Origin of the sequence: Lutibacter sp. (assembly GCF_033723435.1) — a bacterium.
Lineage (GTDB): Bacteria > Bacteroidota > Bacteroidia > Flavobacteriales > Flavobacteriaceae > Lutibacter.
Map to the genome: position 1 here is coordinate 42,616 of NZ_JAWVXC010000003.1, position 15,539 is coordinate 58,154.

General features: G+C 28.6%; 11 protein-coding genes. 6 read left to right on the plus strand and 5 right to left on the minus strand.

What is annotated here, in order from left to right:
* Positions 1–13 precede the first annotated feature (13 nt).
* Together R3342_RS05995 and R3342_RS06000 are read right to left on the minus strand one after the other, a co-directional pair.
* Positions 14–391, minus strand: a complete 378-nt coding sequence (locus R3342_RS05995) for a hypothetical protein (RefSeq protein WP_318938944.1) — start codon at positions 389–391, stop codon at positions 14–16.
* 96 nt (positions 392–487) lie between these two features.
* On the minus strand, positions 488–1,555 hold the full coding sequence (locus R3342_RS06000; protein WP_318938947.1) for a hypothetical protein: 1,068 nt from the start codon (positions 1,553–1,555) through the stop codon (positions 488–490).
* A gap of 400 nt (positions 1,556–1,955) precedes the next feature.
* Between R3342_RS06000 and R3342_RS06005 the strand changes: the two genes are divergently transcribed.
* On the plus strand, positions 1,956–3,272 hold the full coding sequence (locus R3342_RS06005) for a dihydrolipoamide acetyltransferase family protein (protein ID WP_318938948.1): 1,317 nt from the start codon (positions 1,956–1,958) through the stop codon (positions 3,270–3,272).
* Positions 3,273–3,330: 58 nt separating this feature from the next.
* Here R3342_RS06005 and tsaD read toward each other — a convergent pair whose 3' ends face one another.
* Positions 3,331–4,365, minus strand: coding sequence for a tRNA (adenosine(37)-N6)-threonylcarbamoyltransferase complex transferase subunit TsaD (gene tsaD, locus R3342_RS06010; protein WP_318938950.1), 1,035 nt, complete (start codon positions 4,363–4,365; stop codon positions 3,331–3,333).
* 113 nt (positions 4,366–4,478) lie between these two features.
* Between tsaD and R3342_RS06015 the strand changes: the two genes are divergently transcribed.
* The 5 genes from R3342_RS06015 to R3342_RS06035 all read left to right on the plus strand — a co-directional run bounded on the left by R3342_RS06015 (position 4,479) and on the right by R3342_RS06035 (position 12,307).
* Positions 4,479–8,888 carry a translocation/assembly module TamB domain-containing protein gene (locus R3342_RS06015; RefSeq protein ID WP_318938951.1) on the plus strand — a complete coding sequence of 1,470 codons (4,410 nt, stop codon included), beginning with the start codon at positions 4,479–4,481 and terminating at the stop codon, positions 8,886–8,888.
* Entirely contained in the window at positions 8,881–9,780 is a 900-nt protein-coding gene (locus tag R3342_RS06020) for a sugar phosphate nucleotidyltransferase (RefSeq protein ID WP_318938953.1), read from the plus strand. The genes R3342_RS06015 and R3342_RS06020 overlap by 8 nt, the downstream gene beginning before the upstream one ends.
* Positions 9,781–9,897: 117 nt before the next feature.
* Positions 9,898–10,884, plus strand: a complete 987-nt coding sequence (gene pfkA / locus R3342_RS06025; RefSeq protein ID WP_318938954.1) for a 6-phosphofructokinase — start codon at positions 9,898–9,900, stop codon at positions 10,882–10,884.
* A 46-nt stretch (positions 10,885–10,930) separates the two neighbouring features.
* Positions 10,931–11,923: a type I glyceraldehyde-3-phosphate dehydrogenase gene (gene gap, locus R3342_RS06030; protein WP_318938956.1), complete on the plus strand. Its 993-nt coding sequence runs from the start codon at positions 10,931–10,933 to the stop codon at positions 11,921–11,923.
* Positions 11,924–11,944: 21 nt separating this feature from the next.
* Complete coding sequence (locus tag R3342_RS06035) at positions 11,945–12,307, plus strand: methylglyoxal synthase (RefSeq protein WP_318938958.1); 363 nt, start codon at positions 11,945–11,947, stop codon at positions 12,305–12,307.
* Position 12,308: 1 nt separating this feature from the next.
* Here the strand turns inward: R3342_RS06035 and R3342_RS06040 are convergent, their stop codons facing one another.
* The gene (locus R3342_RS06040) at positions 12,309–12,689 is read right to left on the minus strand and encodes a Rid family detoxifying hydrolase (RefSeq protein ID WP_318938959.1); all 381 of its coding nucleotides are present in this window, start codon (positions 12,687–12,689) and stop codon (positions 12,309–12,311) included.
* 91 nt (positions 12,690–12,780) lie between these two features.
* Positions 12,781–15,369, minus strand: a complete 2,589-nt coding sequence (locus tag R3342_RS06045) for a putative LPS assembly protein LptD (RefSeq protein ID WP_318938961.1) — start codon at positions 15,367–15,369, stop codon at positions 12,781–12,783.
* Positions 15,370–15,539: the final 170 nt, after the last annotated feature.

Below are 15,539 nucleotides of genomic sequence, written 5' to 3' on the forward strand. Positions count from 1 at the left end.
TTTATTCTATTAGTTAATTATTTAATGCTCCTTGGTCGATCCAGTTTTTTACTAAATTTATTTTAGTAGTAGGCCATTTTGATCCTGGAGGCATTAGAGAAGCTCCCTCACCTAAAAGCGATTTGTATAAAACACTAGATTGAGAATCATTAGGAACAACAAATCCGTTTAATAAACTTGTATATGAATTGGCATCTCGTAAATCTGGAGCTGTATTTCCGCTATGACAACCAACACATTCAGACCATAATGGCATTATATCAGTTGCATACGATATGACAGTATCTCCACCACCATTATCTGGAACTATTTCAGGATAATCATCATAATAACATGAGTTCATGAAAAGCCCTACTATAATGGCTATGAGAAATTTAATTAATTTTTTCATTTGTATATTTTTTAAAAAAGTAACTTTTAATTTAATGTAAAAGTGCAAGTTTGATTTTAGCACTTTTACATTAAATAGGTGCTTCTTATTTATATATTATTGTTGTAAAACTTCAATAGCATTTTTAATAATAGCTTTTGAGTAAGTAGGGTTGTGGATACCATTACTTTTATCTTCTAAAATATAAAGATAGTTCCAAGCTGCTTCTGAAGCGCTAATATCAAAAGTTCCTTGTACAGGGCTTCCGTCAATAACAATTCCTGTTATTGGGTCTCCATTTGAATCAACACCTTGTACATTTGCTAATAAACCTGCTAAAGTTGTCATATCATCTGCTAAACCAGCTACTTCTGTAGGTGCTCCACTTGTATGACAAGTTAAACAAGCTTCTTCTGTAACGTTCCAAGTATGTGCCCCTTCAGTATCAGAAGTAGATTCTCCCATATGACATGCAATACATGATGCACCTGTTCTGTGAGTAGCAGAACCAACACCTGGGTAACCTGTTGTTCCAGGTATTAAGGAAGCGTTTAAACCTTCTAATAGGGTAGATTGTGGTCCATGGTGTGGCCCCCAATGTGTACTAGTAATTGTAAATGTACCATTACCATCGTCTGTTGGAGGAGCTGTTCTTGGTTGGTGACAATTAACACAAGTGTTACTTGCTCCCATATCAATGGAATATGAAGGGTCAACAATTAAATCAACAGGCATAAGACCTTGTCTAAGTGCATAATCATATCCATCATTAGCAAAATCAAAAGAAGTATGTGTACTGTGGCAAGTGACACAAGTTATATGTTGATCAGCATCTGGATAAGCATCTCCAGTAACGCTACCTGTTTCCATATAGTCTATATAACCTTGACTAGTGTGACATTGTGTACATGAACTTCTGTTTCCGTATTGAGAAAGTTTTCTACCATCATACATAGTAGTTTCAATAGCATGTTTTGATAATAAATAGGTAGATTCAGCGTGTTCTTTGTTTGCAGTATTGTGACATGCAATACACTCTGTGGTACCATCAACACCGTCAACACCATCCACACCATCTGTACCTGCAGTTCCTGGAGGACCTTGTATTGGTTCACTTGTACACTGGATAAACATAAAACTTGATGCTAAAATCATCAAGAAACCTAATAGCCTTACATTTTTCATAATAAAATATTTATTTAAATAATAATTTGTTTGTTAAATTTTAGGTAAAGTTAAATACAAATAACAACCAAAATAATGACATAAATCATATTCTAAAAATTTATAAAAAACTATAAATCAGTATGTTAACTATTATTTAAACTGAGTCTATATAAATTTATATGAAATCAAAGGTAATAAAAGTTACATTAAAATGTTAATTTGTTAAAAAGTGTTAAATTAAAATTATGGAAATACTTTTATACATAATAATTTATGTATAATATGCTTTTATGTATTAAAAAGGTGTAAATTAATAGTTTATAATTGGTTATTAAAAAATGGGATAAGTAAATGAGATGGTATTTAAATTTTAATACCTTTTAATTTTTTGTAAATTTGCAAATCTAAAAAAAAATCAATGGCAAAATTTGAAGTAAAACTCCCAAAAATGGGCGAAAGTGTTGCAGAAGCAACCATAATATCGTGGTTAAAAAATGTAGGCGATACAGTTGAACTAGATGAAACTCTTGTCGAAATTGCTACAGATAAAGTAGATTCAGAGGTTCCAAGCGAAGTAGAGGGTACTTTATTAGAAATTAAGTTTGAAGCAGATGCCGTTGTTAAAGTTGGAGATACTATTGCAATTATTGAAACCGCAGGAGAGGATAATACCGAATTAGAAGTTGATGAAAAAGTTTCTAACGAGGAAGCGGAACAAATAGAAGAAAAAGTTAATGAAACAATTGAAGATAATACCATTGAAAAAGTTTCTCTATCGGGTAAATTTTATTCGCCTTTAGTTCGAAATATAGCGGAAAAAGAAGGCGTTTCTATGGATGAATTAGAAGCTATTATTGGTACAGGAAAAGATAATCGAGTTACCAAAAATGATATTTTAGCTTATATAGAAAGCGGTAGAGAAGTTTATAAACAAAATGTTTCAAAAGAAGAAAAAAATATTGTAGAAGAAAGTACTAAAACAGTTAAATCTGAACCAAAAGTTTCTACTCCTGTTTCAGTTAATGGTACAGATGAAGTGATTGAGATGACTAGAATGGGTAAGTTAATTGCGCATCATATGGTGGCATCGGTACAAACTTCAGCACATGTGCAATCTTTTATTGAAGTAGATGTAACTAATATTGTTAAATGGAGAAATGCAGTAAAAGATAAGTTTTTTGCTCGTGAAGGAGAAAAAATTACGTACACACCTATTTTTATGAAGGCGGTAGCAAAAGCTATTAAAGATTTCCCAATGATTAATATTTCTGTAGATGGAGATAAAATTATAAAAAGAAAAGCTATTAATTTAGGAATGGCAGCAGCCTTACCTGATGGAAATTTAATTGTGCCAGTAATTAAAAATGCTGATCAATTAAATTTAGTTGGAATGACTAAATCTGTTAACGATTTAGCTAATAGAGCTAGAAAAGGACAATTACAACCTGATGAAATTCAAGGAGGTACTTATACAGTTACTAATGTTGGTAGTTTTGGAAGTGTTTTTGGAACGCCAATTATTAATCAACCACAAGTGGCTATTTTAGCATTAGGAGCTGTTAGAAAAGTTCCTGCAGTTATTGAAACACCTGAAGGAGATTTTATAGGAATTAGACATAAAATGTTTATCTCACATTCTTATGATCATAGAGTTGTTAATGGCGCTTTAGGAGGAATGTTTATTAAAAGTATAAAAGAAAATTTAGAAGCTTGGGATGTAAACGCTAAGTTTTAAATAAACTAATATGATACAAAAAAGCCTTCCATTTTAAATGGAAGGCTTTTTTTTGCTTTCAATTATCGCTTACTTTTAATCTTGAAGTTGCGGTAATATTTGTTTCTGAAAAATTATTTTTTAAATACTTTAAATACCCAGCAATAGCTATCATACCAGCATTGTCTGTAGTGTATTCAAATTTTGGAATGTAAGTAGTCCAGCCTAATTTTTTTTCGGATGCTTTTAATTCTTTTCTAATTTCAGAATTAGCACTTACACCACCAGCAATTGCAATTTGCGTAATTCCAGTTTTTTGCACTGCTAATTTAAGTTTGTCAAATAATATTTCAACAATTGTTTTTTGAATTGAAGCACAAATATCATTTAAATTCTCTTTAATAAAATCAGGATTTTCTTTTACCTTTTTCTGAATAAAATATAGAATACCAGTTTTTAAACCACTAAAACTAAAATTCAACTCATCAACTTTAGGTTTTGTAAATGTAAAAGCATTTGGATTTCCTAATTGTGCGTGTTTATCAATTAATGGGCCACCAGGATAAGGTAATCCCAAAATTTTAGCAGATTTATCAAAAGCTTCGCCAACTGCATCATCTAGCGTTTCTCCAAGCACTTCCATAGTAAAATAATCACTAATTTTTACTATTTGTGTATGTCCACCACTAATAGTTAAACACAAAAAAGGAAAAGTAGGTTTTGGTTGATTTTCTTCTTCAATAAAATGGGCTAAAACGTGTCCTTGCATATGATTTACAGCAATTAATGGAATGTTTAAAGCTAGTGAAAGTGACTTTGCAAAAGAGGTTCCTACCAATAATGAACCCATTAATCCAGGTCCACGTGTAAAAGCTATGGCATTTAAGTCTTTTTTATCGATATTTGCCTTTTGAATTGCTTGTTGAATTACAGGAACAATATTTTGTTGATGAGCGCGTGAAGCTAATTCAGGAACAACACCGCCATATTTGGCGTGAACTTCTTGATTTGCTATAACATTTGAGAGTATTTTTCCGTTGTAAATAACAGCAGCACTGGTATCATCGCAAGACGATTCAATACCAAGTATGTAAATAGATTTATTTTTATTCATTAATTAATTATTAAGGCATAATAATTGCCATAAAAAATGCAAATTTAGCGTATATCAAACGAACTAAAAAAATACTGTTTAAAATTTTAAGTATTTTACTGCTTCTTGTAATAGTGGTTAGTATTTTACTGTCTTTTCCTTCCGTTCAAACTAAATTAGGGAAAAAAGCAACAACCTATTTGCAAAAGGAGTTTGATGTTGCAATTAGTATAGATAAAGTTGATTTATCTTTTTTAGGTAAAGTACAATTAAAAGATGTTTATATAAAAGATCATCATAACGATACTTTAATTTTTGCTAAAAATCTAACCACCTCTATTTTAAGCTATCAAAAAATACTTAATAATAGAATGGAGTTTGGAGGAATTTCTTTAAGTGATTTTAAACTTTTTATTAAAACTTATAAAGGTGAAAAAGATGATGCGTTATCTATTTTTGTAGATAAGTTTGATGACGGAACTTCCACAGGAAAACCATCTGGTTTTTTGTTAACCGCAACAAAACTGCATTTTAAGAACGGTTTTGTATCCGTTTACGACGAAAATATAGATGAAAAACCACTTGATTTTAAGCAGATTAGTGGAAATTCAAAGCATTTTGTTATTCAAGGCCCAAATGTTTCTACCAAAATTATCGATTTATCTTTTATAGAAAATCATAATTTATTAATTACAAGTTTGGCAACCGATTTTTCGTACACTAAAAAAAATATGGAGTTTAAAAATACGTTGTTGCAAACTAAAACTTCAAAAATTAAAGGAGATATTGAATTTAATTATAAAATAGAAGATTTCTCAGATTTTAATAACAAAGTAAATTTAACCGCAAACATTAAACAAGCAGATGTTTCATTATTAGATTTAAAACATTTTTATAATGAATTAGGAACAAAAGATGTTTTACATTTTTCCACAGAAATTAATGGACAGTTAAATAATTTTACAGCAAAAAATCTAAAATTAGTTAGTGATGAAAATGCAATTATTAACGGAACACTTACCTTAAAAAATTCGTTTAATCAAGAAAATGGATTTTCATTAAAAGGAAATTTAACCAATTTAACTTCAGATTACAATCATTTAAAATCTCTATTGCCAAATATTTTAGGTAATAAATTACCAACCTCTTTTAAAAAACTAGGAAGATTCACATTAATTGGAGCAACATATGTTACTAGCAATTTAATTGATGCTAATGTGTCTATTAATTCCGATTTAGGAGAAGTTGATGCAGATTTAGAACTTACTGATATTGAAAATATTGATGATGCTTCTTATAAAGGGAATGTTAAATGTACTGATTTTAATTTAGGCGAATTATTAAATAATCCATCGGTAAAAACATTTTCTATGGATGGAGAAGTTGAAGGTTCAGGCTTTACTTTAGAAAAAATAAGTAGTTCAGTTAAAGGAGTAATTTCTAAGTTTGATTTAAACAATTATACCTATAAAAATATTACTATAAATGGTGTTGTAAAAAATCAGCATTTTAATGGATCTATGGAAGTTAATGATGCTAATATTAAACTGAACTTTAAAGGGTTAGCTGATTTTTCTTCTAAAATTTATCAATTCAATTTTAAGTCAATAGTTGATTATTGTGACTTAAATGCAATTCGCTTTTATAAAAAAGATAGCATATCTAATGTTACAGGAGATATTGATATAAATGTAAAAGGAAACTCAATTGATGATTTGGTTGGTAAAATTAACTTCAACAATTTTTTATACAGAAATTCAAAAGACAATTACTTTTTTAAGAATTTTAATATTACATCAACCTTTCAAGACAGTATTAGAACCATTAAAGTAAATTCTTCAGAAATTATTGATGGAAAAATTAAAGGCAAATTTAAATTTGATGAATTGCTTAATTTAACACGAAACTCTATAGGAAGTATTTATACAAATTATAAACCTTTTGAAGTTTCTCCAGGGCAAAAAATTGACTTCAATTTTAAAATTCACAATAAAATAGTTGAAATATTTTATCCTGAAGTTCAACTTTCGCCTAATACCACAATTAGAGGTAAAATTGTAGCAGACAAAAATCTATTCAGATTAACGGTAAAATCGCCAAAAGTTATTGCGTTTAAAAATAATATTGAAAATTTAAAAGTTCAAATTGATAATAAAAACCCAATTTTTAATACACAAGTTTTAATAGATAATATAAATTCTAAATATTATTCTATAAAACAACTAAAACTGGTAAACATTACTTTAAATGATACTTTATTTTTTAGAACTGAATTTAAAGAGGGAAGGAAAGATGAGGATAAATATAATTTAGCGTTTTATCATACTTTTAATCCAGAAAAGCAATCGGTTTTTGGCGTAAAAAAATCTGATTTTACCTATAAAAACAAAAAATGGTTTATTAACGGAGCAAATAATATTGAAAATAAAATTGTGTACGATAATAATACTAAAGAAACTATTATAAAACCATTTGATATTACATCGAATAAGCAAGAGATTTCCTTTTCTGGAAAAATTAAAGATAGTATATCCAAAAATATCCAGTTTAATTTTAACAATGTACAATTAGCAAATGTCACTCCTAAAATTGATAGTTTAGATTTAAAAGGAACTATAAACGGAATTATAAATTATTCACAAGTAAAAAAACAAGTACGTCCAACAGCAAATTTTGAAATCAGTGATTTTAATATTAACAAATCGGAACAAGGAAATTTAAAAGTAAATGTAAATGGCGATAATTCTATTACTAAATATGGCGTTAATGTTTCTCTAGAGCGAAATAATAAAAAGACATTGCTAGCTGTTGGGAATATTGATTTTACTCCAAAAAAGCCAACTATTGAAATGAATATTGACTTCGAAAAGTTTAAATTAAATGCTTTTAGTCCTTTAGGAGAAGATGTATTTACCAATTTTAGAGGATTTGTTTATGGTAGTACTAAACTTTCGGGTTTATTAGAAAATCCAAATATGGATGGCGAACTATATTTAGATCAAGCGGGATTATATTTTCCGTATTTAAATGTTGATTATGATTTTGATGGGACAAGTATTATTAGTTTAAAAAATCAAACTTTTAATTTTGAAGATGTTACTTTAAAAGATAAAGCATATCAAACCAAAGGAAGTTTAACAGGAACATTATCGCATCATAATTTTGATAATTGGAAGTTAAATTTAAATATAAATACCAAAAATTTATTAGTATTAAATACCAAAGAAGAAGAAAATTCACTCTACTATGGCGCTGGATTTTTAGCAGGAAATGCAAAAATACATGGATTTACAGATGAATTGGTAATTAATGTAGAAGGAAAAACGAATAAAGGAACTCATTTTGTAATTCCAATTAGTGATGTAAAAACAGTAGAAAGTACGCAATTAATTAGGTTTGTTAATAAAAATAAAACCGAAGATGATTCTAAAAAAAGGAGAGAGTTTATTTCAGAAAAACTAAAAGGACTTTCTATTAATTTTGATTTAGATGTTACTAAAGATGCTGTTGTTGAAATGGTGTTAGATAAAGCAACTGGAAGTTTTTTAAAAGGAAGTGGAACAGGAAATTTACAAATAAATTTAGATACAAAGGATAAATTTGATATGTATGGCGATTTTATTGTAGATAATGGCGTTTATAATTTTAAATATGGAGGATTTATAAATAAACCATTTACAGTTAAAAGAGGAGGAAGTATTTCTTGGAGTGGAAATCCATACACTGCAGATATTAACTTAGAAGCTGTTTATCGAGTATCTGCAAATCCAAAATCATTATTGGAAAATATAACTACAAACCGTAAAATTCCAATTGATTTGATAACTCGTTTTTCAGGAGAATTGTTTAACTCTAAACGTAGTTTTGATATTGAAATTCCAAATTCTAGTTCTACAGTAGCATCAGAGTTAGCGTTTAAATTAAATAATAACGATAATAATACCAAAACAATTCATTTCATATCCTTATTAGTTTCCGGTAGTTTTTATAATGAAAATGATATTACAGTAAATAGTAATGCAGCTTTATACGGAACAGGTTTTGATATGTTATCCAACGCTTTTGATAATATTTTTAACAAAGCAGACAGTAAATTTAGACTAAAACCAGTATATACCGTTGGAGAAAAGAGCAGAGTTGATAACCTAAATATAAATGATCAATTAGCATTAGCTTTAGATTATCAGGTAAACGATAGAATTTTAATTAATGGAAAAGTAGGAGTTCCTATTGGTTCAAAAAAACAGTCTAATGTAATTGGTGAAGTTAATGTTGAATTCTTAATGAACCAAGCAGGAACACTTAGATCTTCTATATTTAATCGTCAAAACGAAATTCAATATACGGAGGAAGAAGAAGGTTATACGCAAGGTGTAGGTTTAAATTATCAAATTGATTTTAATAATGGAAAAGAATTATTAGAAAAATTAGGACTTAAAAAGAAAACAGTAAAAGATACCACAAATATTAAAAAAGGTATAGATTCTTTAGCTAAAAAAAGAAAATTAATAAATTTTAAAAATAAAATTAACAAAAATGAATAAACCAACATTAGTAGTATTGGCTGCAGGTATTGGCAGCCGTTATGGTGGACTTAAACAATTAGATACATTTACAGAACAAGGAGATACTATTCTCGATTTTTCTATTTACGATGCAATTCAAGCAGGATTTGGAAAAGTCGTTTTTATCATTAGAAAAAGTATAGAAAATGAATTTAAAGCATTTTTTAACCCTAAATTAGAAGGTAAAATTGAAGTGGTTTATGTTTTTCAAGAAATTGAAGATATTCCTGAAAAATATAAAGATAATCAAAGGAAGAAACCTTGGGGAACAGGGCATGCTTTATTGATGGCGAAAGATGTAGTTTCCGAAAATTTTGCAGTAATAAATGCCGATGATTTTTATGGAAGAGAAGCTTTTGAAGTAATGGCAAAAAAACTAATGAAAACAGATAAAACTTCAAACAACTTTTCTATGATGGGATATGTATTAAAAAATACAGTTTCTGATTATGGATTTGTATCTCGTGGAGAATGTAAGGTTGATAATAACTTTTTAACAGGTATTACAGAAAGAACACATATTGAAAAAGTAGATGGAGTTTTAAAATTTGAAAATGAAAATAAAGAGTTGGTTAAAATAGACGAAAACACAATTGTATCTATGAACTTTTTTGGGTTTACACCAACCTATTTTAATATTTCTTCTTCGTTATTTGAAGAGTTTTTAGCTGATAATTACAAAGACCCAAAAGCAGAATTTTTTATTCCATTAGTTGTAAACCATGTTATTGTAAATAATTTAGCCACAATGGAAGTTTTAAATTCAAATGCACGTTGGTTTGGTGTAACTTATAAACAAGATAAAGACTATGTAACTTCAGAAATAAATAAACTTAAAGAAGCAGAAATTTATCCTAAAAATTTATGGTAATGTATTGATTGTTAGTTTTTTTAAATTGTTTTTTTGATAAAATAAAGTAGAAGCCAAAAAAAGAACTATTTGTTATTCTAAAATTAAAAATTTAATTATAATTTAGCATTTATCTCTATGGGGAAAAAAATTAAAAAAATAGGAGTAATGACTTCTGGTGGAGATGCACCAGGAATGAATGCAGCCATAAGGGCTGTTGTTCGCGCATGCTCCTATTACAACGTAGAATGTGTAGGTATTTACCGCGGATTTCAAGGTTTAATTGAGGGAGACTTTGTTGCTTTAACAGCTCGTAATGTTAATAATACTATTAATAGAGGCGGCACTATTTTAAAAACAGCAAGATCAGAAGAATTTAGAACTAAAGAAGGTAGAGAAAAAGCATTTAAGCAACTGCAAAATGCAAAAGTTGATGCCATGGTTTTAATTGGTGGTGATGGAACTTTTACTGGGGGAATGATTTTTTACGAAGAATATAAATTTCCTAGTATAGGTATTCCAGGTACTATTGATAATGATATTTTTGGTACTACATCAACTATTGGATTTGATACAGCTTTAAACACAGTAGTTGAAGCAATTGATAAAATAAGAGATACGGCAAGTTCACATAATCGTTTGTTTTTTGTAGAGGTTATGGGAAGAGATGCTGGTTTTATAGCATTAAATTCAGGTGTTGGTTCTGGAGCTGAAGAAATTTTAATTCCTGAAGAAGATTTAGGATTAGATCGTTTATTAGAATCTTTAAAAAGAAGTAAACGCTCAGGGAAATCTTCTAGTATTGTAGTAGTTGCCGAGGGTGATAAAATAGGTAAAAATGTATTTGAGCTTGCTAATTATGTTGAAGAAAATTTACCAGAATACGAAGTAAGAGTTTCAGTTTTAGGGCATATGCAGCGAGGAGGTAGTCCAAGTTGTTTTGATAGAGTTTTGGCAAGTAGACTAGGAGTGAAATCTGTGGAATTATTATTAGACGGAAAATCTAATTTAATGGTAGGTTTAGTAAATAATAAAATTCAAACTACAGATTTAGATAAAGCAGTAAAAGGACAACATCAAATTAATAAAGAGTTATTGCGAGTTAGTGATATAATGTCTATTTAATTACAAGAACAAGAAAAACTTCAAGAAAAATATCAATTCAAATTAGATGGTTAAAATTGGAATTAATGGTTTTGGAAGAATTGGTAGAATTGCTTTCAGGTCAGCTTTCACTAGAAATAACATAGAAGTTGTTGCTATAAACGACTTGTTAGATGTAAATTATTTAGCATACTTATTAAAATATGATTCTGTTCACGGTAAATTTAAAGGAACTATTGAAGTAAAAGATAATTTTTTAGTGGTTAATGGGAAAACTATTAGAGTTACTTCTGAAAGAAATCCAGAAGATATTAATTGGAAACAAGTAGATGTAGATTATGTAATTGAATCTACAGGATTATTTACAGATAGAGAAAAAGCAGCTTTACATATAAAAAGTGGCGCAAAAAAAGTAGTTATTTCAGGACCTTCTGTAAATGCTCCAATGTTTGTAATGGGAGTTAATCATAAAGATTTAACTAAAGATGAGGCTATTTTTTCAAACGCTTCATGTACCACTAATTGTTTAGCTCCAATTGCTAAAATTTTAAATAAAAAATTTGGAATTATAGAAGGTTTAGTTACTACAGTTCATGCAGCTACAGCTAGCCAAATTCCAGTAGATGGCCCAAATAAAAAATGGCGAAGAGGTAGATCTGCAATAAATAATATGATTCCAACAACTACTAATGCTGCTTCAGCAGTTGTTACCATAATGCCAGAGCTTAAAGGTAAACTATTAGCCATGGCAGTTAGGGTTCCAACAGTAGATGTTTCTTTAGTTGATTTAACAGTTCGTTTAAAAAAATCGACTAGTTATGCAGAAATTTCAAAAACAATAAAAGAAGCTTCTGAAAATGAATATAAAGGCATTATAGGATATACTGATGATGAAGTTGTTTCTCAAGATTTTGTATCGGAACCGAAAACTTCTGTTTTTGATGCTAAAGCAGGTTTAGAATTAAACCCTAATTTTTATAAATTAATTAGCTGGTATGATAATGAATTTGGGTATGCAACCAAAATTGTAGATTTAATTGAGTATTCCGATTCTTTATAATAAATTTTCTATCTTTAAATTATGGAAATAGCAATAATAGCACATGATGGTAAAAAAGCAGAAATGATCCAATTTTTAATGGATTTTAAAGCAACTTTATTAGCTAAAGATATTCATTTAGTGGCAACTGGTACAACTGGTAAAAATGCAGAAAAAGCTGGTTTTGTGGTTAAAAAATATTTATCAGGGCCATACGGTGGTGATGCACAAATTGCTGCAAGAGTTGCAGAAGGAAATACGGATATGGTTTTCTTTTTTAGAGATCCTTTAGACAAACATCCACATGAGCCTGACATTGCAATGCTAATGCGTTTATGTGATGTGCATAATGTTCCATTGGCAACTAACCCTGCAACTGCTGAATTATTAATGAAATCAGTTTAAATTATTTTACTGCTATCATAGAAATCTCAACATTTACTGATTTTGGTAATTGAGCAACTTCAACCGTTTCCCTTGCAGGTGCAGTTTCAGTATTAAAATAGTTTCCATAAACTTGATTTATAGCTGCAAAATTATTCATATCTGAAATAAATATGGTTGATTTTACTACGTTTTCAAAAGTTAAATTTACTTCATTTAAAATAGCTTTTAAATTTTCCATAACTTGTTTTGTTTCTTCTTCAATAGAATTTAAAACTAATTTATTTGTGTTTGGATTTAAAGCTATTTGACCAGAAATATATAAAGTTTCACCTGCTAATGTAGCTTGGTTGTATGGTCCTATTGGTGCAGGAGCTTTTTTTGTAGTTATAATTTTTTTCATGATATAAATTTTATCAATTGTATTAATTCAAAGATAAATAGAAAAGGAGACGTTCAAAATTTTATTCAATATAAATATTAAATGTTTAAATTTAGAAAAGCCTTCTGTCTGGCACTTGTCTTTTATCGTATTTTAAATCACTAAGCATAGATGATTTTACTCCAATAAAGAAATAATAAGTTTGCCTAGTTCCAAAAGGAACCCAGTTGAAGTTTAATTTCCAACTATCTAAATCGCGAGAAAATCTTAATTGCGTATAAGAAAATCCTTGATTTTTAATGTCATATCCAGAAGAAAAACCTACTTTCCATTTAGGTGTTAAATCTATATCTCCTGAAAACATTAATGAATTAGAAGAAATTTCATTTTGCCTATTTGTATTTATATAATTTAATGAATAAGCTAATTTAAGAGTCCAAGGAAAAGTAGCATTGTATAACTTGGCTTTTTTTGTTTTAGATTCGGAATCTTCATTATTATTTATTCTATTACTAACATTTAAATTATCTCCAAAAATACCATCCGAATTATTAGCATTTGCATTCTGTTGTTGTTTACTAGTTTTTCCTTTTGATTTCTTACTTGATAAGGAATAATTCATAGTTAAACCAGCATTGGTAAGTCTAAATAAACTTCCTCCATTATTAATATTAAAGGTGTTTATTCTTACTCCAGAAGCATTTATTGCATAAGGATCTAGTGTAGCATTAATGTTTAAATTAAGTTTTTTATTGAAAAAATCGGTGCCAGCAGTCATTCTTACAGGACTCCATTTTAAAGAGTCAGCAGCCATATTATAACTTGCAGAAAGGTTTAAATTGTTAATTAGAGTTATTTTTTCTGGTTTGGCATCCGTAGAATCTTTAGGCATAACTTTTGCCTCTAAAGTGTTGTTAAGTGAAAAATTTAAACTGTTGGATAAACTTTTGCTAGGGCTACCATAAAGTCCATTAGCAAATGGAGAATATTCTAAAATATCATTTGGATCTGCACTTTGTTGAACGCTTTCATAATAATTACTAAAATCAGGTTTGTATCCATAAGAAATGCTTGGTCGCATTACATGGCGAATTGCTTGTAATCTTCCTTTTTTAAATTTAAACATTCCATAAATTGTTGTTGTTAATGAAACACCAGCAGAATATTCTCTAAAAGCATTAAATCCACTAATTGTATCTGTAACTATGGTGTTTTCCGTTGCATTATAGGTTTTGCTAATTTTGTCGAAATTCCAAACTTCTTTATAATTTGCACTAGGAGATAAAGTAAAGAATTTAAATAATTTCATATTTGTGCTGAAAGTAGCATTTTGTTGAATCCCTGATTTTGCATTATTAAACATCTCTTTTTTTAAGAAGAATTTATCTGAAGTATTTATTTTATTATCTCCTTTTAAAGAATAAGTTACTCCTAATTTTTGCAACGCATTTTTTTTAGCTCCTGTTTTAGAAACAAATGGATAAATACGGTCCATATTAATTTGTAAGGATGGTAACGACATTATAATACTTTCCGTATTGGTATTCTGAGAATGGGTTACAGATAAAGATAAATTAAAAGGTGTTCCAACAAATTTTTTATAATACGAAATAGAGGAACTTAATGTGTTATTTAAGAAAGCATTAGAGTTATATTCATTTAAAGATTGTCGGTAATATTTACTACTTCCCATGTTTACAGAAGCTGAAAATCTAGAATTAGGACTTGCTTTAGTGTCCTGACTATGATTCCATCTAATATTATAATTTGTAGTTCTTGAATAATCACTTAAACCACGTAAACTATTTATCAAGTTTTCGTATCTAAAACTGAAAGATCCACTAAATTTATATCGTACAGCATAATTTGATTCTGTTCTAATTCCCCAACTTCCATTAGTATAAACATCTCCTAAAACAGCCAAATCCACATAATCATTAATAGCCAAATAATAACCTCCATTTTGTAAAAAATAACCTTGTTGATTGTTCTCTCCCCAAGTTGGCATTAAAAAACCAGACATGGTTCCTTTGGTTAGCGGAATGTATGCAAATGGAAGAAATAAAGGCGTAGGAACATCAGAAATTACTAAATTACTAACTCCAATTACTAATTTTTTATTGGGTACAATTTTGGCTTTATTAGTTTTTATATAGTAATCTGGATTTTCTTTTTCGGAAGTTGTAAATTTTATGTTTCTAACAAATATAGTAGAATCATTTTCTTTTTTTGTGGTTTCACCTTTTATAATAACACCTTGTTGTTCAGTTTGTAAACCCCAAATTTTAGCTTTTTCAGTTTTAAAGTTGAAAACAATAGAATCTTGTTTAGTTTCTTCATTTCCTTGTTTAAAAATTGGTTTTTCTTGATATACTCCAACCGAATCTTTTATCCCTTTAGCAGTAACTACGTTGGTGTTGTTATTTATCTCAATATAACCAGCGGTTAAATCAATATCTTTATAATGTACATGAGCATTTTTATACATTAAAATTTTATTATTCTTAATATCTTGTTTAATTAAACTATCAGCGCTATGATCAATTATGTCTTCTAAAATTTCTTTTGGTTTTGCAATGGTGTCTATGGATTTTGTAACCAGAGAATCTTTAACACCAATTTTTAAAGTATCTTTTGATATTTTAGGATTTACTTCTTGTGAATAAACATAAGATTGGAAACAGCAAAATACTGTAACCATTAAAATTGTAAAGTGTGTATTTTTAAAATTGTTTTTAATAATAATATCTTTTAAAAAACAGGATTTAATTTGGGTTGCAATTATAAGTTTTATACATTAGCTTATTAATTATAAACCCTTATAATTGTTACTTTGTAAATGTATGGCTCAATAATTGTAACACCAAATTT